Below are 22,739 nucleotides of genomic sequence, written 5' to 3'. Positions count from 1 at the left end.
AAGGAAGTATTTTAATGGTTTCATTGGCTGCAAAACGATTTTATGGCTATTTTAGCTCGCGATTTACTGCGCGGGCTTTTTGTGCATGGAATCAATTTGCGGCTGCGTTTTCCAGAATACCGATTTTGTTTGATTGCTGAATCAGGCAAATTGGAATTTTTATGGAATGTTGTTATTAGCGGAGCCGATGCAGGCTTCGCTTTTTTAATTCACAGTGTTTTTGAAAGGAAGAAAAAACCATGATTATCGTATTAAAGCCCAATCAAAGGCAGGAAACAATTAATGAATTCGTCAATAAACTGACGACAAACTATGATGTGCAGGTCAATACCTGGGTAGGCACCCAGAGCACAGTTCTCGGTCTGATCGGGGATACCACTGCAATTGACAGTGAATATGTGGCTGCCCAGGAATTTGTTGAGAGCGTCAAAAGAGTGCAAGAGCCTTATAAAAAGGCCAACAGGAAATTTCATCCCGATAATACCGTCATCTCTTTGCCTACAGGCCAGAAAATTGGAGACGGCTCTCTGGCTCTTATTGCAGGCCCCTGTTCTGTGGAAAGCGAAGACCAAATCTGTGAAATTGCCGAGAGTGTAAAGAGGTCTGGGGCTATGTTTCTGCGTGGCGGCGCTTTTAAACCGCGTACTTCGCCGTATGCTTTCCAGGGAATGAAAGCGGAAGGCCTCGAATTGCTCTCTAAAGCGAAAAAGAAAACTGGCCTGCCTATTGTAACGGAAATCATGAGCATCGAGCATCTCCCGCTGTTTGAGGATGTGGATATCATTCAGGTGGGAGCGCGCAATATGCAGAATTTTGAGCTTCTCAGACAATTGGGAAAAACGCGCAAGCCGATTCTTCTCAAGAGAGGGCTTGCAAATACAATAGAAGAGCTTTTGATGAGTGCGGAATATATCATGGCAGAAGGAAACGAACAGGTCATTCTGTGTGAAAGGGGAATCCGTACTTATGAGACGATGACACGCAATACGCTGGATATCTCGGCAGTTCCTGTAATCAAGAAGCTTTCCCATCTGCCGGTTATTGTGGACCCGAGCCATGCCTCTGGAATCAACTGGCTGATCGAGCCGCTGGCAATTGCAGCCGCTGCTATTGGGGCGGATGGGCTGATCATTGAGGTGCATAATGACCCAAGTCATGCTCTCTGCGACGGCGCTCAGTCTATTACACCAGTTCAGTTTGACGCTCTGGCTGCAAAGGTGAAGAAGCTTTCAGAAACGGTTCGGGCGCTATGAAAAAGAAAATCGTTCTGGTAGGCTTGGGATTGATCGGGGGCTCGTTGGCAAAAGCCCTGAAACTCAGTACGGAGCACGAGGTTTTAGGCGTCGATATCAGCGATGAAACCCTGCTGGACGCCTGTTCCTGCGGAGCAATCGACCGTAAGGCTACTCTGCAGGACCTGGAGGAGGCGGATATGATCTATCTCTGCGTCTATCCTGAGGAAGTTATAAGGTTTATTGAGGAGTATGGAAAAAGGCTGAAATCTGATTGTATTGTCACCGATACCTGTGGAATCAAAAAGCAAGTTTGCCGGCAGATGAATCTCTTGCAAGCAAACGGTAACTTTATCTTTGTAGGGGGGCACCCCATGGCTGGTAAGGAACGCAGTGGGTTTTCTGCCAGTGACCCCAGTATTTTTGTGGGGGCTTCCTATTTGATTACTCCTTGCGGGGCGCCTGAATGGGCTGTAGAAGAGGTCTCTTCCTTGGCAAAAGGGATGGGATTTGGACGTGTGGTACTCACTACCCCCGAAAAGCACGATCAAATAATAGCATTCACCTCTCAGGTGCCGCATGTGCTGGCCTGCGCCTATGTGATGAGTCCGAGGTGCCGGGAACACCAGGGCTTTTCAGCAGGCAGCTACCGGGACGTTTCGCGGGTTGCCCTGATCAATGACGAGCTGTGGAGCCGCCTGTTTTTGGACAACCGGGAAGCGCTCCTACGCGAAATTGATACTTTGATAGGGAATCTGGAAAAGCTCAGAGATGCTGTGGCCGGGCAGGAGGAAGGGGAACTCCGCGGCCTGCTGCAGGCTGCAGCCCGGATCAAGCAGGAAGAAGGATAAAGGCGGGAAGCCGGCTCGGTACTCTGTTTTATAACAGGGGGTACTACAGCGGAATCGTACGGGGCAGCGCCTGTCAGGGAGAAAGGAAGATTTTGACATCATGAAGATTGAGATAGCTACTGCAGTGCCCTATCAAGTGACAGTGGAAAACGGAATAATTGACCGGGTGGGAGAATTGGCTGCGGAATTGGAAAGACCGGGAGCCAAAGCGATGCTGGTCAGTGAAAGCAATGTGTTTCCCCTCTATGGGCAACGCGTCAAAGATTCGCTGGAATCTGCCGGGTTTCGGGTCAGCGAATTCTTGTTCCCAGCGGGAGAAAGCTCGAAGCAGATCGCTACGGTCTGCGATATTTATCGGGCGCTTTCGGAAAACGGATTTACCCGCAGCGATTTTATCGTCACCTTAGGCGGCGGTGTAACAGGAGATATGGGCGGCTTTGCCGCTGCTACCTTTCTGAGAGGAATTTCCTTTCTTCAGATTCCGACCTCTCTGCTGGCCCAAGTGGACGCCAGCGTAGGGGGAAAAACGGGTGTGGACCTTCCCTTTGGCAAAAATTTGGTAGGTGCGTTTCACCAGCCTCGTGCAGTTGTTACCGATCCGCAGACGCTGAATACATTGCCGGAGCATTATTTTCATGACGGTATGGGAGAAGTGATCAAATACGGCTGCATTTCAGACTTGGCCCTGCTTGAACAGCTGGAAAAGGGAATTAAGCCCGTAGACCTGGAGGAGATCATTATCCGTTGTGTATCCAGCAAAAAAAAGCTGGTTGAAGAGGACACCCGGGATAAGGGCCGCCGGATGATTCTGAATTTTGGGCACACGTTCGGACATGCGTTGGAAAAGCTTCATCATTTCCAGGAATTGGCCCACGGGGAGGCTGTAGGAATCGGAATGGTGCTTGCTGCAGGTGTCGGGGAGAAACTTGGAATCACCCGGGCAGGAACAGCGGAGCGCATTCGAAAGGTGCTGGTACAATACGGCCTGCCTGTGGAGGATTGTTTTTCCAAAGAAGAGATAATCGAGGCCACAGCTTTGGACAAAAAGAGTGATGGAGAAACGCTGCAGCTGATTCTTCTGAAGGAAATAGGGGAAAGCATCATCTATCCGATTCATCGCAGCCAGCTGCTGTGTGTGATGGAATAATCGGGATCCTTGAAACGGCATGAGGCACTTTTCGTATTTTAGTGAAGTTTTGAATTAGAAAAAGGAAATATTTCTTTCGGAAAGCGGCTACTGAGCAGAAGGAGGGCAACAAAGATGGCCAACGTGATCTACCGAAAAAGCGGTCTGAAGGGGATTTTGCAGATTCCACCCAGCAAAAGCGCGGCGCACCGTGCCGTGTTGTGTGCGGCACTGTCCCAAGGCAACTGTGAAATTGGCAACCTTGAACTGAGCGACGACCTGACCGCAACGGTAAACGCGGTGAAAGCGCTTGGAGGCATTGTTTCCTATGATAAGAAGCGGAAAACTCTGTTGGTTCAATCCGCGGATTTGGGTGGGGAAACAGCAGAGATCGATTGTTTGGAATCGGGCTCAACCCTTCGCTTTATGATACCGGTTGCCGCCGCTTTGGGAGTAAAAACGACTTTTTACGGCAAAGGACGGTTGCCGCAACGCCCCTTGGGGATTTATCAAAAGCTTCTTCCAGAACACGGCGTCCTGCTTCAAACAGAGGGCGGACTGCCGCTGAAAATGGAAGGGAAGCTGCATGCAGGAAGCTATACGCTTCCCGGCAACGTTAGCTCTCAATTCGTCACGGGCCTCCTGTTGGCCCTTCCGCTTTTAGAAGGAGACAGTGAAATTGTGCTTTCTTCAGAGCTGGAATCGAAAGGCTATGTGGATCTTACTATCTCTATACTGGCGGATTTCGGAGTTTCGGTTATTGAAACCGCTACAGGCTGGCATATTCCGGGCGGACAGAAGTACTGTGCCCGAAGATATATGGTGGAAGGAGATTGGTCCCAAGCCGCCTTTTTTCTGTGCCTTGCTGCACTGGGAGGCGGCAAGATTCAAATAGCCGGACTGCTGGAGTCATCCCACCAGGGAGATCGGGCCTGTGTATCCCTATTTGAGAGATTTGGACTTCAGCTTGCTTTCGAAGACGGTGTTCTTAAAGCCTGGAATCCAAATGCAAAACAGCCGTTTGGCGGTCTGAAGGGGTTTGCCATTGATGTGGCGCAGATTCCCGACATGGTGCCTGCCCTGACTGTATGCGCCTGTGCAGCGGAGGGAGAGACCAAAATTTACCATGCTGAACGCCTGCGCCTGAAAGAGAGTGACCGGCTGGCCGCAATGGCGGCGGCAATGAATGCGCTGGGAGGCAGGGTAACGGAGACGGAAGACGGTCTTATGATAAAAGGCGTACCGTATTTCTCCGGAGGACGGGCAGAGGGAAGAAACGATCATCGGATTGTCATGGCCCTTGCAGCCGCCGCCTGCAGAAGCAGCAAAGAGGTGTGTGTGACGGACGCATGGAGTGTCAGAAAATCTTATCCGGGATTTTTTGAGGATTTAAGAAAGTTGGGAGGAATTGCAGATGTCATCGATGTGGGGTGAGAGGATCAAGCTCTCTGTTTTTGGGGGAAGCCATACGGAAGCCATTGGCGTTACTTTGGACGGCTTGCCGGCGGGTGAAAAGATGGATTGGGACGAGATCTTGGTGCAGATGGCAAGGCGGGCGCCGGGGCAAGACCCCAGCGCTACCCGGCGTGTGGAAAAGGATGAACCACACGTGGTCTGCGGGATGTCTTCCGACGGAGTTTTGACGGGAGCCCCGCTTTGTGCGCTGATTTATAATTCTGACCAGCACTCCAAAGATTATGGGAATTTAAAGGTTACTCCCAGGCCGGGGCACGCTGATTATGCCGCCTTCGTAAAATATCAGGGCAACAATGATATCCGAGGTGGCGGTCATTTTTCCGGACGTCTCACAGCTCCCCTTGTTTTTGCAGGAGCAGTGTGCCGCCAAATTCTTTCCCGACATGGGATTCTGATCGGCGGGCATGTACTGTCAGTTGGACCGGCAGAAGACCGGCGGTTCAACATGGCGGATATCGAACCGGAAATTCTGAAAAGTTTGAGCCGGGAATATTTTCCCGTCCTGTTTCCCTCTATTCGGCAGGAGATGCGCAGGCAGATTGAGGAAGCGCGCCTCGCTTTGGACAGTTTGGGAGGGGTGGTGGAATGCGCTGTGACAGGATTGCCGACAGGGATGGGAAACCCCATGTTCGGCGGAGTGGAGAATTTGATTTCGTCCATTGTGTTCGGGGTGCCTGCTGTTAAGGGAATTGAATTTGGTGCAGGGTTCCAGGCAGCCCGGAAAATGGGGCATGAGAACAATGATTCTTTTTATTATGACGATGGGGGCGCAGTGAAAACGCGTACCAACAATGCGGGAGGTATCTTGGGGGGGATTACCACCGGCATGCCTCTGGTTTTTCGCGCTGCAGTAAAACCCACGCCTTCCATCAGCCGGGAACAGGATACTGTAAATCTTGAGACGGGAGAAAATGTAAAACTGGTGATTAAGGGGCGTCATGATCCCTGTATTGTGCCGAGAGCGGTGCCTGCTTTGGAGTCTGCGGCTGCTGTGGCGGTACTGGAACTTCTGGCTCAAAACGGAAAGCTGTAAAGAAAGGGTGGGGCAGGATGGAGAAGCAGGAATTTGAGCGGCAGCTTTCGGCTGTACGGGAGGAGATAGACCGCATAGACAAGCAGCTTTTGCCGCTTTTTTTAGAACGGATGAATTGCTCGGAGAAAGTGGCTGAGATCAAACAACAAGCGGGAATACCAGTGCTCAACGCAAAAAGGGAACAGGAAATCCTTGACCGAGTCAGGGAAGAGGCTGGTGGATACGGCGGAAGTGCCGCGGCGCTTTATTCTGCGATTATGGCAGTAAGCCGTGCACGGCAACATCAGATGCTGGTAGGCGGAGGCGAACTGCGCCGGCTGGAGCAGACGGCGGACCGCAGCATGAAACAAAGCGATGTGAGGGCGGTTTGCCAGGGCGTGCCGGGGGCTTACTCCCACCGCGCTGCCCTCCGCTTTTTTGAAGCGCCTGAACTTGTCTTTCGCAGTACCTGGAAAGAGGTATTCGAAACCGTAAAATCTGGAGAGGCTGACTTCGGTGTTTTGCCGGTAGAAAATTCTGCAGCTGGCTCGGTCAGCGCCGTCTATGATCTGATCCTCCGATACCGTTTTTATATCGTGGGTGCAGTGGGGATCAAAGTGGAGCACTGTCTGGCAGCATGCCGGGGAAACGCTGACATAAAGACGGTTATATCCCATCCACAAGGCCTTTCCCAGTGTTCTGATTACATCGAACAGCACGGTCTTTCCACTGTAGAATATTCCAACACGGCAGCTGCGGCCAAGTTTGTTGCGCAGGAGCGCCCCGACGGAACGGCGGCGATCTGTTCAGAGGAGGCTGCAGAGGAATATGGTTTGATTGTTTTAAAGAAAGGGATTCAAAATGCCGCGAATAACAAAACCCGGTTTGTCATTATCTCTCAGAAGCCCGTTTTGCCGGAGAATGCCGATAAAATCAGCCTTTGTTTTTCGTTGCCCCATATTACCGGCTCACTCTATAATGTTCTGGAACGCTTTGCAATACACGGTCTGAACTTGACTAAAATTGAATCTCGTCCTATTCCCGGCAGCAATTTTGAATACGATTTTTATCTGGATTTTTCCGGAAATATCCATACTCCGGACACCCTGGACTTGATTTGTGCGCTGCACGATGAATTACCTCGGTTTTCCTTTCTGGGAAACTATCGCGAGGCTTGACCAAACAATTTTAAAAGGACAGGCTACTAAAAAAGTGATTTTGAAGTTTTCTCTGACTGTTTCAAAGAGTCGGAATCTTGGAATTGTTCAAGCTTCAACGCTCTTCATTTTAAAGGATAACGGTTTATCTGCGGTATCCTTTCTAAAAAACACCGCAAATATATGATAGAGGAAGAATGGGAAACAATATGCGGAATATTAATTTGGAAAAGGTAGAAAGTCAAGAGCAAATCGACAGTCTTTGTGAGATTGCACGGGTGGTATGGCATGAAACATACGATCCGCTTTTGCCAGACGGTCAGGTGGAGTATATGCTGGATAAATTTCAGTCTGATCATGCGGTAAAAGCCCAGATGAAGGCCCAGGGATACCGGTATTATCTGATCAAGATCGAGGGAAAGCCTGCCGGGTTTGTCGGTTTTTCTCCCCGGTATGAGAACAGGGAGGAGATGTTCCTGAGTAAAATTTATCTTTTGCCGGAATACCACGGTACCGGAGCGGTGTCTCAGGCTTTTGCCCTGGTGGAAAAGGAGACGAGAGAGGAAGGTCTTTCCAAAATCCGACTTACGGTCAATAAGGGGAATGAACATGCCATAGGCGTCTACAGCCATTATGGCTTTCAGGTTGAGGAGCAGGTAAAATCGGATATTGGTTCGGGCTATGTGATGGATGACTATGTTATGGTAAAAGAATTGTAAACAACGGGCTTTCGGAGATGCTTTCCGAAAGCCCGTTGTTTGTGAAATTATCCTCATTTACAATTTGTTTTATAATACGGAAATTTTTCTGGTGAAATTTACTCAAGCTTGTGTTATAATGAAAATCTAGTAAATCTGTTTAGGAGGAACCTGGTCAAATGGATATCAAAAAATTAGTGGCAGAGATGACCTTGGAAGAAAAAGCCGCCATGTGTGCAGGCAGTGATTTTTGGCATACAAAGGGTGTGGAACGGCTTGGGGTCCCATCTGTCATGGTAACGGACGGCCCTTGCGGACTGCGGAAGCAGGCAGGGGAAAGCGACCATTTGGGACTGAATGCCAGTGTGACCGCGGTGAGTTATCCTACGGGGTCTTGTATCGCCAGTTCGTTTGATCGTGAACTCATCCAAAGATCAGGAGAGATTCTTGGAGAGGAATGCCAAGCGGAAGATGTGGCCGTGCTTCTGGGACCGGCAGTCAATATAAAGCGTTCTCCTCTGTGCGGCCGCAATTTTGAGTACTTTTCAGAAGATCCTTATGCAGCAGGCGAAATGGCAGCAGCGTATATCAAAGGTGTGCAAAGCAAGCAGGTCGGTACCAGCTTGAAACATTTCGCCGCCAACAGTCAGGAACACCGCCGGATGACCAGCGACAGCGTGGTCGACGAGCGTACGCTTAGGGAACTCTATCTGCCTGCTTTCGAAAAAGCCGTAAAAGAAGCCAAGCCCTGGACAGTGATGTGCTCCTACAATAAACTCAATGGAACATATGCCTCCGAAAACCACCGCTTGCTCACAGAAATTCTGCGAGAGGATTGGGGTTATGACGGCATGGTAGTCAGCGACTGGGGCGCTGTGAACGACCGGGTGAAAGGCGTGGCCGCAGGAATGGATCTGGAAATGCCGGGGCCAGGAAAAGAAAATGCGACGAAGATCACAGAGGCGGTACTGAGCGGAACGCTTTCCGAAGAGGATTTAAACAAGGCAGTGGAGCGCGTCCTTAAAGTAGTGGCTCAATACATAGAAAACCGTCAGCCTAACACTGCATTTCAGTATGAACGGGATCATGAAATGGCGCGTCAGATGGCTGCGGAATCCATGGTTCTCCTAAAAAATGAGGCGGGAATTCTGCCTCTCTCCAAAGAGAAAAAGGTGGCTTTTCTGGGGGAATTTGCGAAGCACCCGCGGTTCCAAGGCGGCGGCAGCTCTCATGTGACCTGTTATAAAATTACAGGAGCTGTGGAGGCGGCTAAGGATTTAAACATAGTTTACGCTCCCGGTTATTCCATCGAGTCGCAGGAACCGCAGGAGGAACTTCTCGCAGAAGCCGTTAAAGCGGCCAAAGAAGCAGACTGCGCCGTGTTGTTTATTGGGATTACGGATGAGATGGAGTCGGAAGGCTTCGATAGAAAGAATCTTAAAATACCTTTCGGGCAGCAAAGACTGATCGAAGAGGTGGTAAAGGTTCAAAAGAATACAATTGCGGTAATTCATTGTGGCGCGCCGGTTGAAATGCCGTGGCTAAATGATGTAAAGGCTGTCCTCTATGCCTATTTGGGGGGAGAAGCCGTAGGCAGCGCAGTGGTGGATCTTCTGTATGGAGAGAAGAATCCCAGCGGTAAACTGGCTGAAACATTTCCTCTCCGGCTGGAAGACAATCCATCCTATCTGTATTACTTCGGAGAAGGCGACCTTACGGAATACAGAGAGGGCATTTTTGTAGGGTATCGTTATTATGACAAAAAGGATATGGAGGTTCTGTTCCCATTTGGCTATGGGTTGAGTTATACAGAATTTGCTTACAGCAGCCTGCGGCTGGACCGCGATTCACTCAAAGATACGGATTCGCTGCATGTGAGTGTAAAAGTGGAAAATATAGGAAATAGGGCGGGCAAGGAAATTGTTCAACTCTATGTCCAGGACAACGAAAGCTCTGTGATACGTCCGGTCAAGGAGCTGAAAGGGTTTGAAAAGGTGGAGCTGGCGCCCGGTGAAGAGAAAGAGGTGTCTTTCACTCTGGATAAGCGTTCCTTTGCCTATTACAACACAGAGATATCAGACTGGGACGTGGAAACGGGAGACTTCACGATTATGATCGGGAAATCCAGCCGTGATATCGCACTGTCTGCAGTGGTCCGGGTGGAGTCAACCAGACAATATAAGAGGGTATTTACCATAAACAGTACCTTCGGCGACATCATGGCAGACCCCAAGGGTCAGGAAATAGTTTCAAAGATGCTTGAAAAGATGAACTTGGACGATATTGGCGGCGAGGCAATTTCCAAAGATGCCATGATGGCTATGATGGGATATATGCCGCTTCGCGGCGCCTTGATGATGGGTGGAGATAAAATTCGACCGGAAATGATTGAGGGCCTATTGGATCAACTCAACGCCTGAACAACAAATTAGCCGGCTGCCGTGCGGTTCCCTGTGGGGAGGCACGGCAGCTTTTTTCTAAGAATTGGAAATATGGACAGCAGACGCAGATATGAAAAAACGGAAACTAGATGAAAAATATGAAGGATTTGTTAAAAGTCAAATTTTTAAAAAAAGACTATTGACTTTTACTGACCATATGACTAAAATATGTGTTAGCACTCAGGGATAAAGAGTGCTAAAGAAAGGCCGGGGTCGAGCGGATCACAGATCCGTCGTTTTCGGCAGATACCTAGTAATCTTTCTTTTTCGTACGGAATATCCGTGCGGTTTTAGCATTCTTCCCCGGGGAGTGCGAAAACAATAAAGAGTCGGGGAGAAAGGATTGGCCCGGTAAAACCAAAAGCATACGGGCCGAAGGGTGTGCGTTATGACGATTAGACCACTTTCTGACAGAGTTCTGCTCAAGGCCGAAGAGGCGGAGGAAACTACAAAGAGCGGTATCGTTTTGGCCGCCAAAGCAGTGGAAAAGCCCCAAATCGCAAGTGTTATTGCAGTGGGACCCGGTGGAGAAGTTGACGGCAAAGAAGTGAAGATGTATCTGAAAGAAGGGGATCGCGTTATTGCAGCAAAATACAGCGGCACCGAAGTAAAGATAGATGGAGAAGAGTACACGATTGTGCGCCAGTCCGATATTCTGGCGGTAGTGGAATAACGGAAACGAAACGTCAGGTTCTGTTTAATGAAACTTAAAACTGAAAGGATATGACAGTGCATGGCTAAGAAGATTATTTACGGTGAGGATGCGAGGAAGGCACTTTTGAGCGGCGTCAACCAGCTCGCCGATACGGTTAAGATCACCCTGGGTCCGAAGGGCAGAAATGTTGTGCTGGATAAGAAGTTCGGCGCTCCGCTGATCACCAATGACGGTGTCACCATTGCCAAAGAAGTGGAGCTGGAAGACGCATATGAGAACATGGGCGCACAGCTTGTCAAAGAAGTGGCGACAAAAACCAATGATATTGCGGGAGACGGCACCACAACTGCTACGCTGTTGGCGCAGGCTCTGGTACGCGAGGGAATGAAGAACGTTACTGCCGGCGCAAACCCGATGGTCCTGCGCAAGGGTGTTCAGAAGGCAACGGAAATTGCCGTGGATACCATTGTTAAGCATTCCCACAAAGTGGACGGCACTAAGGATATCGCCCGCGTTGCTGCGGTTTCTTCCGGCAGCGATGAGATTGGTGATCTGATCGCTGATGCTATGGAGAAGGTTACTTCCGACGGAGTAATCACTGTAGAAGAGTCTAAGACGGCTGAAACCTACAGCGAGGTCGTGGAAGGCATGATGTTCGACCGCGGCTACATCACTCCCTATATGGCTACTGATACGGATAAGATGGTGGCTGAGCTGGATGATCCCTACATCCTGATCACTGACAAGAAGATTTCCAACATTCAGGAAATTCTGCCCTTGTTGGAGCAGGTGGTTCAGTCTGGTAAAAAGCTGCTTATCATCGCCGAGGACATCGAGGGTGAAGCACTGACCACCCTGATTCTCAATAAGTTGCGCGGTACCTTCACCTGTGTGGCGGTCAAGGCTCCCGGATTCGGTGACCGCAGGAAAGAGATGCTCGTAGATATTGCCACCCTGACCGGCGGCCAGGTTATTTCTGAGGAACTGGGTCTTGAACTCAAGGATACCCAGCTGTCTCAGCTGGGTCATGCGCGTCAGGTAAAGGTCGACAAGGAGAATACCATTATCGTTGACGGAGCCGGCAATGCAGAGGACATCAAGTCTCGTGTCAATCAGATCCGTGCGCAGATCGAAACCACGACTTCTGATTTTGATAGAGAAAAGCTTCAGGAGCGTCTGGCAAAACTGGCCGGCGGTGTTGCTGTTATCAAAGTTGGCGCTGCAACTGAAATCGAAATGAAAGAAAAGAAGCTCCGCATTGAGGATGCGCTGGCAGCTACCAAGGCAGCTGTAGAAGAGGGCATTGTGGCTGGCGGCGGTACCGCTCTGATTGATGCAATTCCCGCAGTGAAGGAGTATGTAGAAGCTGCTGAGGGCGATGAGAAAACGGGCGCAGCTATTGTGCTGAAGGCTCTTGAAGAGCCGGTTCGCCAGATTGCTGAGAATGCAGGAATTGAGGGTTCCGTTATTGTGGAGCAGCTCAAGCGTGAAAATAAAGTGGGCTATGGTTACAATGCACTGACCGGTGTTTTCGCGGACATGGTTGAGGCCGGTATTGTAGATCCCACCAAGGTGACTCGTTCTGCGCTTCAGAACGCTTCTTCTGTGGCTTCTACCATCCTGACCACTGAGTCCCTGGTTGCGGATATCAAGGAGCCTGCTCCTGCGGCTCCTGCGGCTCCCGATATGGGCGGTATGTATTGATAAATTTCTTAATAGGAAAAAAGGGAACCTTTGCGGAGGTTCCCTTTTTCTTGCATTTTAAAGCCTTATATAGTATAGTTATATTATAATTTAACATATCTTTGACAGGGGGAGGGAATGCGTTTGGAAGTTTGGGATTATATCTGGTTGGGAATCACTGTGGTCGCTGCAATTGTGGAAGCGGCCGTACCGGCGCTGGTATCTGTCTGGTTTGTGCCTGGAGGACTGGCTGCTTTGGTGGCAAGTCTATTCGGAGCGCCGCTGTGGCTTCAAGTCGCTCTGTTCCTTGTAGTTTCCGGTGCAGCGTTGATTCTGACGAGGCCTCTGGTAAAGAGGATTCAAAGTCGTAAAACCATAAGCACCAATGCCGATATGGTATTGGGTAAGACGGCCTTAGTTACAGAGGAAATCAACAATCTTCTTGGGGCTGGCAGAGTAACCGTGCTGGGGAACAGCTGGTCAGCCCGGTCAGCGGATCCAGAAAGCGTGATTCCATCCGGCGAAAAGGTTATTGTGGAAAAAATCGAGGGTGTAAAGCTGATTGTCCATCAAGGATATCAGTCTTGAGAGAGGAGATTTATTATGCCTATCATAATTGCTTTGGTAGTGGTTTTGCTGTTTTTCATTGTCGTCATTGCAAATATTAAGATTGTACCGCAGGCGCATGCTTTTGTTCTGGAACGGCTGGGGGCGTTTCACGCTTCCTGGGGAACAGGTCTGCACGTGAAAATTCCTTTTTTTGACCGGATTGCCAAGAAAGTAAGTCTGAAGGAACAAGTTATTGATTTCCCTCCCCAGCCGGTTATTACCAAGGACAACGTTACGATGCAGATTGATACGGTAGTATATTTCCAGATTACCGACCCAAAGCTTTATGCCTATGGTGTGGAAAATCCGATTTCTGCCATTGAAAACCTAAGTGCGACCACGCTGCGGAATATCATTGGCGATATGGAATTGGATCATACTCTGACTTCGCGTGACGTTATCAATTCGAAGATCCGGGTTATTCTTGACGAGGCGACTGACGCCTGGGGCATCAAGGTGAATCGTGTAGAGCTGAAAAATATTATTCCGCCGGCGGAAATTCAAGACTCCATGGAGAAACAGATGAAGGCCGAACGGGAACGTCGTGCGAAAATTCTTGATGCTGAGGGTGAGAAGCGCAGTGCAATCCTGATTGCGGAAGGACAGAAGGAATCCGCGGTGCTCCGGGCTGACGCGGTGAAAGAAACGAAAATCCGCGAAGCACAGGGCGAAGCGGAAGCGATTCTTTCTGTTCAGAGAGCGTTGGCAGATTCTATCAAACTGATGAATGAGGCGCATCCCAGCGATCCTGTCATAGCGTTGAAAAGTCTTGAGGCTTTTCAGAAAGCGGCAGATGGAAGAGCAACCAAGATTATTATTCCCTCGAATATCCAGAGCCTGGCAGGAATGGCAACTTCTTTAAAGGAATTAATGACCGATGTGCCTCAGGATGAGAAAAGATAAGATTCATATGATTTGATCAGGCCGGCAGTTTCAAGCTGCCGGCCTGATCTTTTTGTATTTTTCAGTGTTCTGTAAGAGTAATGTCAGAATAATCTGGCAATATTACGAATATGGAAAAGAAATGGAAATTAAAAGTAAATCAACTTTTCTGGCATATACTGCCGGCGCTGCTGACAGCCCTGATTCTTGGTCTGGTTTTTTTCTGTTTTGGATTGTATCCGTTTGGAGAAAAGTCAGCAGCCTGGGGGGATATGAAACAGCAGGTGATTCCACTGATGCTGGAATGGAAGGACATCCTTTCCGGAAGAGCCGGGTTCTTCTACAACTTGAATAACGCAGGAGGAATGAGCTTCTTCGGAGTCTTCTTCTTTTTCCTTTCCAGTCCTTTTACTTTTTTAACAGTATTTATTGATAAATCCTATCTCTATGAATTTATCAATTTATTGATTCTCTTAAAACTTGCCCTGTCGGCGGGAACGGTCTCTTGTTTTTTTCGCTATGCTGAGCCAAAGTTGAATCATATGCTTCACAGCTTTCTCTGCATCAGCTATTCTCTCTGTGGATATGGCCTGCTCTATTATCAAAATATCGTCTGGTTAGATCTGATGCTGATCTTTCCTTTGACCATGCTTGGATTCCTCAAGCTTATCAAAGAGAAAAGAAGCTTGCTGTTTACTGTTTTTGTTACCATAACCATAGTTCTCAATTACTATCTAAGCTATATGGTGTTCCTTGCCTTGATTCTCATCAGCGCACTCTTTCTCAGGTATTGTGTTGAGGATCGGGGAAGAGCGGCCAGACAGATCGGCTGTGCTGCGTTTTTTTCCCTTGGAGTGTCCGCTCCGGTTTGGCTGCCCTCGCTGCTGCAGTGTTTTCGTTCTGCCCGTACGGCAGGAGTTTTAGAAGAGCTGCGCAGGGGAGGCTTTTTTACAGAAGCGGAAACGACTCTCCCGGTATTGCTGTGCTCGGCTGCAGTGGTCAGTATTCCGGTCATAATACGCTTGTTTCCCAAAAGCCATTTACGAAAAACCTTGCTGCTACTGCTAGTCCTGCTTTCCTTGCCGTTGATTGTCGAACCAATCAACAAACTGTGGCACACTGGAAGCTACCAGGCTTTTCCTGCGAGGTATGGATATATTCCACTCTTTATCGGACTCTGGTATTTTGCCGATTGCCTATCCTCTTTAGACTATCGGCAGGAAGAAAAAGAGGGGATTTTGCGGCAGCAAAAGAGATATCCCATAGTTCTCTTTGCTGCTGCTGTGCATCTTTTGACACTGTCACTGCTGCTTCTTTTCCTGAATTTTGACAAAATTACCAGTTACACAAAAACCTTATGGTTTGATCCGGAAAGTCTCATTTGGCTTCTTTTGATTTCGATTCATGCTGCATCTGTCATAGTACTGGCAATTCATTTTTATCTGAACCATAAAATTTCCTCTAGGATATTGGCATTCACCTTGGTATCAATCTGTATCATACAGGGTGGCTTTCATGCATCTGTATTGATGGGCTCTGCTGCTAATTTTCCTGACAGAGAAAAAAATCTGCTAAACCTGGAAGGAATGATTCCGGACGATGGGATGTACCGGGTGAAGCAGAATTCGAAAATATGCGATGTAAATCTGTTGGGAGCAGCAGGCTTCAAAACATTGGACCATTATACTTCTCTGACAGATGAAGAATACCTGAAAACCATGAAGCTTTTAGGCTACAGTTCTTATTGGATGGAAACCTCTTCCTGCTGTGGCACGCCGATAAGTGACGTTTTACTTTCCAACAAGTATTCTATCGATGAAAATTTTCAGATTTCTGCCACGGGGGCAGGAAATTTAGCCTATTTGATTCCAGAAAACATTCTGCCTGAATTTTCCACCCATGAAAATAGACTGGAATTCCAGAATGCCGTCTTTCGCTCCCTCACCGGAAAAGAAGGATTGACGCCGTACGCTCCAGTCCGGACAGAAAAACTCAATATCTCAAGGGTAGGAGAGACTGTCTATCTGGAACCAGATGGAGAAGAAGGCTGCCTGGTATTTGAACTGGAGGCCAGGCAAGGAGAAACGCTATATTTCGATGCATTTCATGAAATTTCCACCAAGCTAAAAGAAAAGATCAATGATACGTTCGCAATCGAAGTGAATGGAGTAGTCGTTCAGGAAAGTTACCCGACGCAGCGCTGTAACGGCATACTGGAGCTTGGAAAATTTGACCAGGGCTTAGTTCATATCACCGTCAGAGTAAAAAAACAAGCAGAACTGTACTCCTTTGGCCTTTACGGATATGAAGAAAAGAACACGGAATTATTGAGGAAGCAGTTAACCGATGCCGTGTTTTCTGTACAGGGCAGCAGGATGGAAATTCGTGCCGAAGCAGAAGAAGGGGAAAGCTTGTTTCTTTCTACCCCATATAGTCCGGGAATGAAGATTACCGTCAATGGGGTGAAGACGACGCCAAAGCTGGTCTGGAACTGCTTCTTGGAAATCCCTTTGGATAAAGGGGAGAATAATGTATGCGTCACTTATATCCCTCAAGGTTTATGGACAGGCCTATGGATCAGTTCAGTAACTTTCCTGATAGCAGTATTCTTGGTTTCTTATAATAGAAAGAAAAAATTAAATAAACTGCAAAACTGTTTGGAGCGAGTATCCCCCATCCTACTGAACATTGCTTTTTACCTTGTACTTGCAGTGATCTATATTCTTCCAGTGTTACTTTGGATATTCTGACAAAAAAGGAAGCGGTCACAATTGACTGCTTCCTTTTTTATCAGAATTTTTATTGAAAATATCAATAAGACATTGCGGCTGTGATTGCCTGATAGACCGTGTCAAAATCCGCCTCTGTGACTAGCAGAGAAATTTCCACCTCGGAAGTGGTAATAAGGCGAATGTCGGCGTCCGTATTGGAGATGGCGTTAAAAACTTTAGCCGCAATTCCAGGCGTATTTTTCATAGCCTTGTCATAGATCGAAATTTTGTGATTGACGCTGCTGACGATCACTTTGATATCCGTCTCTTTTTTTACAGCGTTGACAAAGGAGAGAATATCGATGAGGTCATTATCGGAAATAGTGAAAGACATCCCTGTATAGGCGCCGTGAGTGGGGGCCATGGAAATCATATCGATGTTGATACCGCATTTAGCGATTTCATCAAATATTCTGGACATGGCGCCCACATTGGCCGGAAAGCCCTGCAGGGTAATCAGAGTGATGTTGTCAACCGTACTGATGACTGTGGTAGAATTCATCCTGTTTCCTCCTCATATCAAATCGGACATGCTATAGAGTCCTGGGCCCTTGCCTTTCATAAATAACGCTGCATTGACAGCGCCGGATGCAAAGAGCTCTTTTGACTGGGCGGAATGGGACAGAGTGATCATCTCATGCCGGCCTGCAAAAATGATCTGATGTTCTCCTACAATAGTTCCTCCGCGGACAGAATGCATGCCTATTTCATTTTTCTCACGCTTTTTTCTTTGAGAATGACGGTCGTAGGCGTACTTCATATTGTTTTCACGTACCTCATTTACTGCGTCGGCAATCATCAGTGCAGTGCCACTGGGAGCGTCTACTTTTTGGTTATGATGCATTTCCAGGATCTCAACGTCGAATGCATCACCCAGCACAGCCTCTGCTTTCTTGGCAAGCTCAATCAATAAGTTGATGCCAAGAGACATATTTCGGGAATAGAAAAGAGGAAGCTCCTCCGCTGCGTCCCGAATGTCTGCCGTTTGCTCCTCACTGTAGCCAGTGGTACAAAGGATGGCAGAAGTGCCCGGGTGAGTTCTGCAGTAATTCAAAATGGAGGGGAGGGTAGAGGGATGAGAAAAATCAATAATACAGTCGGCGGCTTCGTTGACCTCGGAAAGTGCACGGTAGACTGGAAAATGCAGCCCGCTGTTCTGGCATGCAAGATCTACGCCTGCAACGATTCTGCAGTCTTCCCGAGCGGAGGCCAATTCTCGTACCGCAGCGCCCATCTTTCCGCCACAGCCGCATAAGATTAAATCCGTCATTTTCAGATTATCCTTCCTAAAAGTTCAACTTCCGGTTTATGATCAAAGAACAGCGTGTTTTTTTAGCAAGGCAAGTAACTGTGCTTTCCCATTTTCCGTCATGGTGGTCAATGGCATTCTACAGCGATTGGTGCTGATAAGCCCCATCTGGAACAAAGCTTCCTTGATCGGAATGGGGTTGACATCCATGAAGAACCCATTCATCAAGTCAAAGTATTCATTGTTAAGCTTTCTGGCTACAGGGAGGTCATCTTTCAGCATTGCGGCAGTCAGTTCATGCATTTTACCGGGAAGTGCATTGGAAAAAACAGAGATAACGCCCTTTCCGCCCAGTGCCATGATGGGGAGCGTCTGATTATCTTCTCCGGAATATATCGTCAATTCATCGCCGCACATAGCCGCTGTTTTCGCAACGGAAACAGTGTCTCCGTTGGCCTCTTTCGTTGCTACCACATAGGGGTTTTTGGAAAGCTCATAATAGGTTTCCGGTAAGATGTTGCAGCCGGTGCGGCCCGGTACGTTGTACAGGATACAGGGCATTTGAACACTGTCGGCAATATAGTTGAAGCTTTCAACCAGGCCTTTTTGCGACGTTTTGTTATAGTAAGGGGTGACAAGCAGCAAACCGTCAGCTCCAAGTTTTTTAGCCTGCAAAGAGAGCTCTACGCAGAACTGAGTGTCATTGCTGCCTGTTCCGGCAATGACCGGAACACGGCCTTTTGACTTCTGAATAATGAAATCAATCGTCTTCAAATGTTCTTCCGAGGTCATGGTAGCCGCTTCACCGGTAGTACCGCAGGCAATGAGGGCGTCAATCCCACTTTCGATTTGATATTCCACCAACTTTTCAATTTCATCCCAAGCGATATTGCCGCTTTTATCGAAGGGGGTGACAAGGGCAGTTCCTGCCCCGGTAAAGAGTAGTTCTTTCATAGTTGACGATTACCTCCGAATTCAATTCAATCGAAATAGCCCTTCTTACAGAGCAGTTCTGCCATCAGCAGAGCGCCTCCCGCAGCTCCACGCAGCGTGTTATGAGAAAGACACACAAATTTATAGTCATACTGGGTGTCGGGACGCAGCCTGCCAACGGAAATTGCCATACCGCCTTCCAGATCCCGGTCCAATTTGGGCTGAGGCCTGTTGTCCTCTGTGAAATAATGAATGAATTGTTTGGGCGCACTGGGAAGCTCAAGCTCCTGTGCAGGGCCGCGGAACTTATTCCAGCGTGCAATAATTTCTTCTTTGCTGGCCTTTTGCTTTAGAGAGAAAAACACTGCAGCCATATGCCCATCAGAGACAGGAACACGCAGGCACTGAGAGGTTATAGAAGGAGTAGAAGCATTGACAATGACGCCGTTTTCCACATGTCCCCAGATTTTCATCGGCTCCTGCTCAGACTTCTCTTCCTCGCCGCCGATAAAGGGAATGACGTTGTCCAGAATCTCCGGCATGGTCTCGAATGTTTTACCCGCACCAGAAATTGCCTGGTAAGTACAGGCCAAGACTTTGGTGACTTCCAGATCCATCAAAGGATGAATCGCCGGCACATAGCTCTGGAGGGAACAATTGCATTTTACGGAAATAAACCCTCGCTTGGTCCCAAGGCGTGCCCGTTGGGCGGCAATCACATCGGCATGGTCGGCATTGAGTTCAGGAATGATCATGGGAACATCCGGAGTGCTGCGGTGGGCGCTGTTATTGGAAACAACAGGGCACTCATGTCTGGCGTATGTTTCCTCTAATGCTTTGATATCCTCTTTTTTCATATTGACGGCGCAGAAAACAAAATCGACTTGAGAGACAATAGTTTCGATATCTTTCTCAGCGTCATAAACGGGTAAATCCTTTAAAGCTTCAGGGATCGCTTTCTTCATTGCCCATCGGCTTCCTACAGCTTCACGATAGCTTTTTCCTGCGGAGTTGGCACTGGCGGCAAGTGCTGTAACAGTGAACCAAGGGTGACCATCCAAAATAGTGGCAAAACGCTGTCCGACCATTCCTGTGCACCCTATAATTCCAACACGATATTTTTTCATCTCTTTATCGATCCTTTCCTATGAAATTTATCTGCAAAAGTAAAAAGGCAGGGGAATGAAAAAAACCGGTTGAAAACCGGCTGCCAATCCCATATAATAGAAATGCTGTTTTGACGCGATGAGCCCAAAAGTAGGTAAGAATAGCACTCCATCATAAGTGATGACAGTCACAAAGCTTTCGCCGTTGCAACCAGGTAATATTTGCCGGATATTCCCTTCGGCAGCCCACCCTTTCATAGAACTTCAACAGTCCTGGCAACCTCGATCCCATTACTTTTGAAAGCTGCGCCTCTATTTCTTTCTTATCATACATTAGTTTATGCTCGTTGTCAATTTTTTCGCGCAATTTCCGTGCATTTCTATTTTATGCTATCATCGATGAAACCGTGCCAAGTAGGGAGGAAAATAAAACGGAAAATTCAATGAAAACAAGTGATTTCAATTACTACCTGCCTGAAGAACTGATTGCCCAAACGCCGGTGGAGCCGCGTGACGCTTCGCGGCTGATGACGCTTGATAAAAAAACGGGTGCCGTCGCCCATCATCATTTCTATGAAATTATCGATTTTTTAAATCCGGGAGACTGCCTGATTCTCAATGATTCCCGTGTACTGCCGGCCAGACTTTACGGGATTAAAGAGGACACTGGGGCCAGAGTGGAGTTTTTGCTTCTGGAAAACAAGGGAAATGATATTTGGGAGGCTCTTTCGAAGCCCGGGAAGCGGGCTAAAAAGGGAACTCGATTTGTTTTTGGGGAAGGTCTGATGACCTGTGAAGTAGTAGATGTACTTGAGGATGGAAACCGAAGGATCCATTTCAATTACGAGGGTATTTTCTTCAATCTGCTTGACCAAATTGGACAGATGCCCCTACCGCCGTACATCAAGGAAAAACTAGAAGATCGGGAGCGTTATCAAACAGTATATTCCAAGGAAACTGGTTCAGCGGCTGCTCCTACGGCGGGGCTGCATTTTACTCCGCAACTTTTAGAGCGGATTCAGCAGAAAGGGATCCAATTGGGATTTGTCACTTTGCATGTTGGACTGGGCACCTTCCGTCCGGTCAGTGAGGACAAGATACAGAACCACAAAATGCATTCCGAACATTATTATATGCCGCAGGCCACAGCAGACCTCATCAATGAAACAAAAAAGAATGGAAAACGTGTAATCGCCGTGGGAACTACCAGCTGCCGGACCATAGAGTCGGTAGTTCAAAAAGAGGGAAGATTCTGCGAGAGTGAGGGCTGGACGGATATCTTTATCTATCCCGGCTTTGAGTTTCGGGGCCTCGATGGACTGATTACTAATTTTCATCTGCCGGAAAGCACGCTGATAATGCTCGTTTCGGCTTTGGCTGGTCGTGAGAATGTACTACACGCTTATGAAGATGCAGTAAAAAACAAGTATCGCTTTTTTAGCTTTGGGGATAGCATGCTGATAGTATAAAACCCGACGGTATGCTATTCGAACAAGAGAGAATTTGGAATAAATATATAATAAAATATAATGTTTATTGTGGGTTATTACCAATTCTCTGTTTGCCAAAAGGCTAAAGGTGTCATGACATAAGGATGAATTTTGTTCAAAATCTGTATGTAAAATTGGCCCTAAAAAGATTGTTTTTCGTACCGCTGACGGTATGTTTTTTGAAAATGAATAGTAATATGCAGAAAATGGCAGCGGTATCGTATTAGATGCCGCTGCCATTTTTGCTTCTTCAATCTGCTTGGGTGTCAAAGAGATCAGTGAAATTTTTGATCGGATTGCTGATAATGAAATGCAGTGTAAGGCCGTTTTTGAATGTAACGGATGAGACAATCCCACGATCGACAATAATTCTTGTGACAAATTGTTGTAAAAATTCTTTTAGGATCCAAGGGTTTATTTCATCCATCATGCTCCAATAATTAAAACTTTTTTCACGGTAAAATGAATCGTTGAGTTTTTGAATTCCTTCTTCTGGACTCAACAAGTAAACAAAATCGTCTGTTTCACTTCCCGTTAGCATCCGGATCATATCCAAGCTAATACTTGGTCTGAAAGGAAAACCTTCAAAGAGAGGATTTATTTTTTGAGCGCTTTGTTCTAAAAGCATCTTTAAATCCTGTGAGTCAACATGAATAATAGTGGGAAAAATGTTATCTCTCAAAATCTGTTTTTCTGTATCTCTTGCAGAAGAGAGGGATTCTGGATGTCTTATGAGCTTATACAAGTTTAGTATCAGATTAAATATGAATTCGCCGAGAATGCTTTCTGAGATATAACAGCTATTGCAAGTTTGCTTCCGTTTCCCCGGGCAGGAGTAGTTTGCAGGGGATCTCCCCAGCCCCTTTCTTTTACCGCCTCGTGCGCTCATGGATTTCCCGCAAACCGAGCAATAGAGGAACCCAGAAAAGACATGGCAATAGCTACGCAAGTGCGTCTGGATGCTGCCTGCTGTCTGCTCGGTCAGTATTCTTTGACAACGAATACAAGCTTCTTTTGTACCAGGATCAAAGAGAGTGGGGGATTCGCAATAAAGTGAATCTGTGAGAATAGAGCGTATGGCCTCAATGCTCCACTTTGTTTTCGACCTTGGTTTGATTTGTTTGTAATCAAGTAATCTGACTACGAGGGATAGAGAACGAAGCAATTCGTACGCTCCAAAAATATAGGTGATGGTGTCCTGCTTTTCTTTCAGTAGCAAATCTCTGATGGATTGTATTTCAGATTCTGAAAGCTGAACTGTTTTTTCGTTTTTATACATTTTATCATTACCTTCCTTTTTTACTTTCTAAAGGAAATATGAAGGACATTGATAAAAAATAGAAATAGAAGTAAATATATAATTCTTAT

At 47.4% G+C, this 22,739-nt stretch carries 20 protein-coding genes and 1 riboswitch; of the genes, 15 read left to right on the top strand and 5 right to left on the bottom strand.

Features of this window, described 5'->3' with window-relative positions:
- The first annotated feature begins 42 nt into the window (after window positions 1–42).
- The 14 genes from BN3911_RS17215 to BN3911_RS12030 all read left to right on the top strand — a co-directional run bounded on the left by BN3911_RS17215 (window position 43) and on the right by BN3911_RS12030 (window position 16,572).
- Window positions 43–243, top strand: a complete 201-nt coding sequence (locus tag BN3911_RS17215; RefSeq protein WP_147578594.1) for a hypothetical protein — start codon at window positions 43–45, stop codon at window positions 241–243.
- Entirely contained in the window at window positions 240–1,253 is a 1,014-nt protein-coding gene (gene aroF / locus BN3911_RS12090) for a 3-deoxy-7-phosphoheptulonate synthase (protein WP_066866031.1), read from the top strand. The genes BN3911_RS17215 and aroF overlap by 4 nt, the downstream gene beginning before the upstream one ends.
- Window positions 1,250–2,083 carry a prephenate dehydrogenase gene (locus BN3911_RS12085; RefSeq protein WP_066866028.1) on the top strand — a complete coding sequence of 278 codons (834 nt, stop codon included), beginning with the start codon at window positions 1,250–1,252 and terminating at the stop codon, window positions 2,081–2,083. Before aroF ends, BN3911_RS12085 begins: the two co-directional genes overlap by 4 nt.
- A 100-nt stretch (window positions 2,084–2,183) precedes the next feature.
- On the top strand, window positions 2,184–3,230 hold the full coding sequence (aroB, locus tag BN3911_RS12080) for a 3-dehydroquinate synthase (RefSeq protein ID WP_066866026.1): 1,047 nt from the start codon (window positions 2,184–2,186) through the stop codon (window positions 3,228–3,230).
- 114 nt (window positions 3,231–3,344) lie between these two features.
- On the top strand, window positions 3,345–4,643 hold the full coding sequence (gene aroA, locus BN3911_RS12075; RefSeq protein ID WP_066866024.1) for a 3-phosphoshikimate 1-carboxyvinyltransferase: 1,299 nt from the start codon (window positions 3,345–3,347) through the stop codon (window positions 4,641–4,643).
- On the top strand, window positions 4,624–5,718 hold the full coding sequence (aroC, locus tag BN3911_RS12070) for a chorismate synthase (protein WP_066866022.1): 1,095 nt from the start codon (window positions 4,624–4,626) through the stop codon (window positions 5,716–5,718). Before aroA ends, aroC begins: the two co-directional genes overlap by 20 nt.
- Before the next feature lie 17 nt (window positions 5,719–5,735).
- Window positions 5,736–6,875, top strand: a complete 1,140-nt coding sequence (pheA, locus tag BN3911_RS12065) for a prephenate dehydratase (RefSeq protein WP_066866020.1) — start codon at window positions 5,736–5,738, stop codon at window positions 6,873–6,875.
- A 188-nt stretch (window positions 6,876–7,063) separates the two neighbouring features.
- Window positions 7,064–7,573: a GNAT family N-acetyltransferase gene (locus BN3911_RS12060; protein ID WP_187127742.1), complete on the top strand. Its 510-nt coding sequence runs from the start codon at window positions 7,064–7,066 to the stop codon at window positions 7,571–7,573.
- Between the two features lie 158 nt (window positions 7,574–7,731).
- Complete coding sequence (locus BN3911_RS12055; protein ID WP_066866017.1) at window positions 7,732–9,972, top strand: glycoside hydrolase family 3 C-terminal domain-containing protein; 2,241 nt, start codon at window positions 7,732–7,734, stop codon at window positions 9,970–9,972.
- Between the two features lie 409 nt (window positions 9,973–10,381).
- Window positions 10,382–10,666 carry a co-chaperone GroES gene (locus BN3911_RS12050; protein WP_066866015.1) on the top strand — a complete coding sequence of 95 codons (285 nt, stop codon included), beginning with the start codon at window positions 10,382–10,384 and terminating at the stop codon, window positions 10,664–10,666.
- A gap of 60 nt (window positions 10,667–10,726) precedes the next feature.
- The gene (gene groL, locus BN3911_RS12045; protein ID WP_066866013.1) at window positions 10,727–12,352 is read left to right on the top strand and encodes a chaperonin GroEL; all 1,626 of its coding nucleotides are present in this window, start codon (window positions 10,727–10,729) and stop codon (window positions 12,350–12,352) included.
- Window positions 12,353–12,475: 123 nt separating this feature from the next.
- Window positions 12,476–12,919 (top strand): NfeD family protein, encoded by a 444-nt coding sequence (locus BN3911_RS12040; protein ID WP_082942263.1) that lies wholly within the window; start codon window positions 12,476–12,478, stop codon window positions 12,917–12,919.
- A gap of 15 nt (window positions 12,920–12,934) precedes the next feature.
- A complete protein-coding gene (locus BN3911_RS12035; protein ID WP_066866009.1) occupies window positions 12,935–13,843 on the top strand; it encodes an SPFH domain-containing protein in 909 nt (302 codons plus the stop codon).
- 110 nt (window positions 13,844–13,953) lie between these two features.
- Window positions 13,954–16,572, top strand: a complete 2,619-nt coding sequence (locus BN3911_RS12030) for a YfhO family protein (protein WP_066866007.1) — start codon at window positions 13,954–13,956, stop codon at window positions 16,570–16,572.
- A 61-nt stretch (window positions 16,573–16,633) separates the two neighbouring features.
- Here BN3911_RS12030 and BN3911_RS12025 read toward each other — a convergent pair whose 3' ends face one another.
- From BN3911_RS12025 to asd, 4 genes are read right to left on the bottom strand one after another with little or no spacing between them, the layout of a single operon-like run.
- Window positions 16,634–17,095 carry an ACT domain-containing protein gene (locus BN3911_RS12025; RefSeq protein ID WP_066866005.1) on the bottom strand — a complete coding sequence of 154 codons (462 nt, stop codon included), beginning with the start codon at window positions 17,093–17,095 and terminating at the stop codon, window positions 16,634–16,636.
- A gap of 12 nt (window positions 17,096–17,107) precedes the next feature.
- A complete protein-coding gene (dapB, locus tag BN3911_RS12020; protein WP_066866003.1) occupies window positions 17,108–17,863 on the bottom strand; it encodes a 4-hydroxy-tetrahydrodipicolinate reductase in 756 nt (251 codons plus the stop codon).
- A gap of 42 nt (window positions 17,864–17,905) precedes the next feature.
- A complete protein-coding gene (dapA, locus tag BN3911_RS12015) occupies window positions 17,906–18,796 on the bottom strand; it encodes a 4-hydroxy-tetrahydrodipicolinate synthase (protein WP_066866000.1) in 891 nt (296 codons plus the stop codon).
- 26 nt (window positions 18,797–18,822) lie between these two features.
- Window positions 18,823–19,902, bottom strand: coding sequence for an aspartate-semialdehyde dehydrogenase (gene asd, locus BN3911_RS12010; RefSeq protein ID WP_066865996.1), 1,080 nt, complete (start codon window positions 19,900–19,902; stop codon window positions 18,823–18,825).
- Between the two features lie 133 nt (window positions 19,903–20,035).
- Window positions 20,036–20,204: riboswitch (Lysine riboswitch) on the bottom strand.
- A 120-nt stretch (window positions 20,205–20,324) separates the two neighbouring features.
- Between asd and queA the strand changes: the two genes are divergently transcribed.
- On the top strand, window positions 20,325–21,350 hold the full coding sequence (queA, locus tag BN3911_RS12005; protein ID WP_066865994.1) for a tRNA preQ1(34) S-adenosylmethionine ribosyltransferase-isomerase QueA: 1,026 nt from the start codon (window positions 20,325–20,327) through the stop codon (window positions 21,348–21,350).
- 271 nt (window positions 21,351–21,621) lie between these two features.
- On the opposite strand, the gene BN3911_RS12000 is transcribed toward queA, so the two are convergent.
- On the bottom strand, window positions 21,622–22,650 hold the full coding sequence (locus tag BN3911_RS12000) for a recombinase zinc beta ribbon domain-containing protein (protein WP_066865991.1): 1,029 nt from the start codon (window positions 22,648–22,650) through the stop codon (window positions 21,622–21,624).
- Between the last annotated feature and the right edge of the window lie 89 nt (window positions 22,651–22,739).

The organism is Neglectibacter timonensis (genome assembly GCF_900048895.1).
GTDB lineage: Bacteria > Bacillota > Clostridia > Oscillospirales > Acutalibacteraceae > Acutalibacter > Acutalibacter timonensis.
The sequence above is the reverse complement of the archived record's forward strand: the minus strand, read 5'-3'. Positions and strand labels throughout refer to the sequence as shown.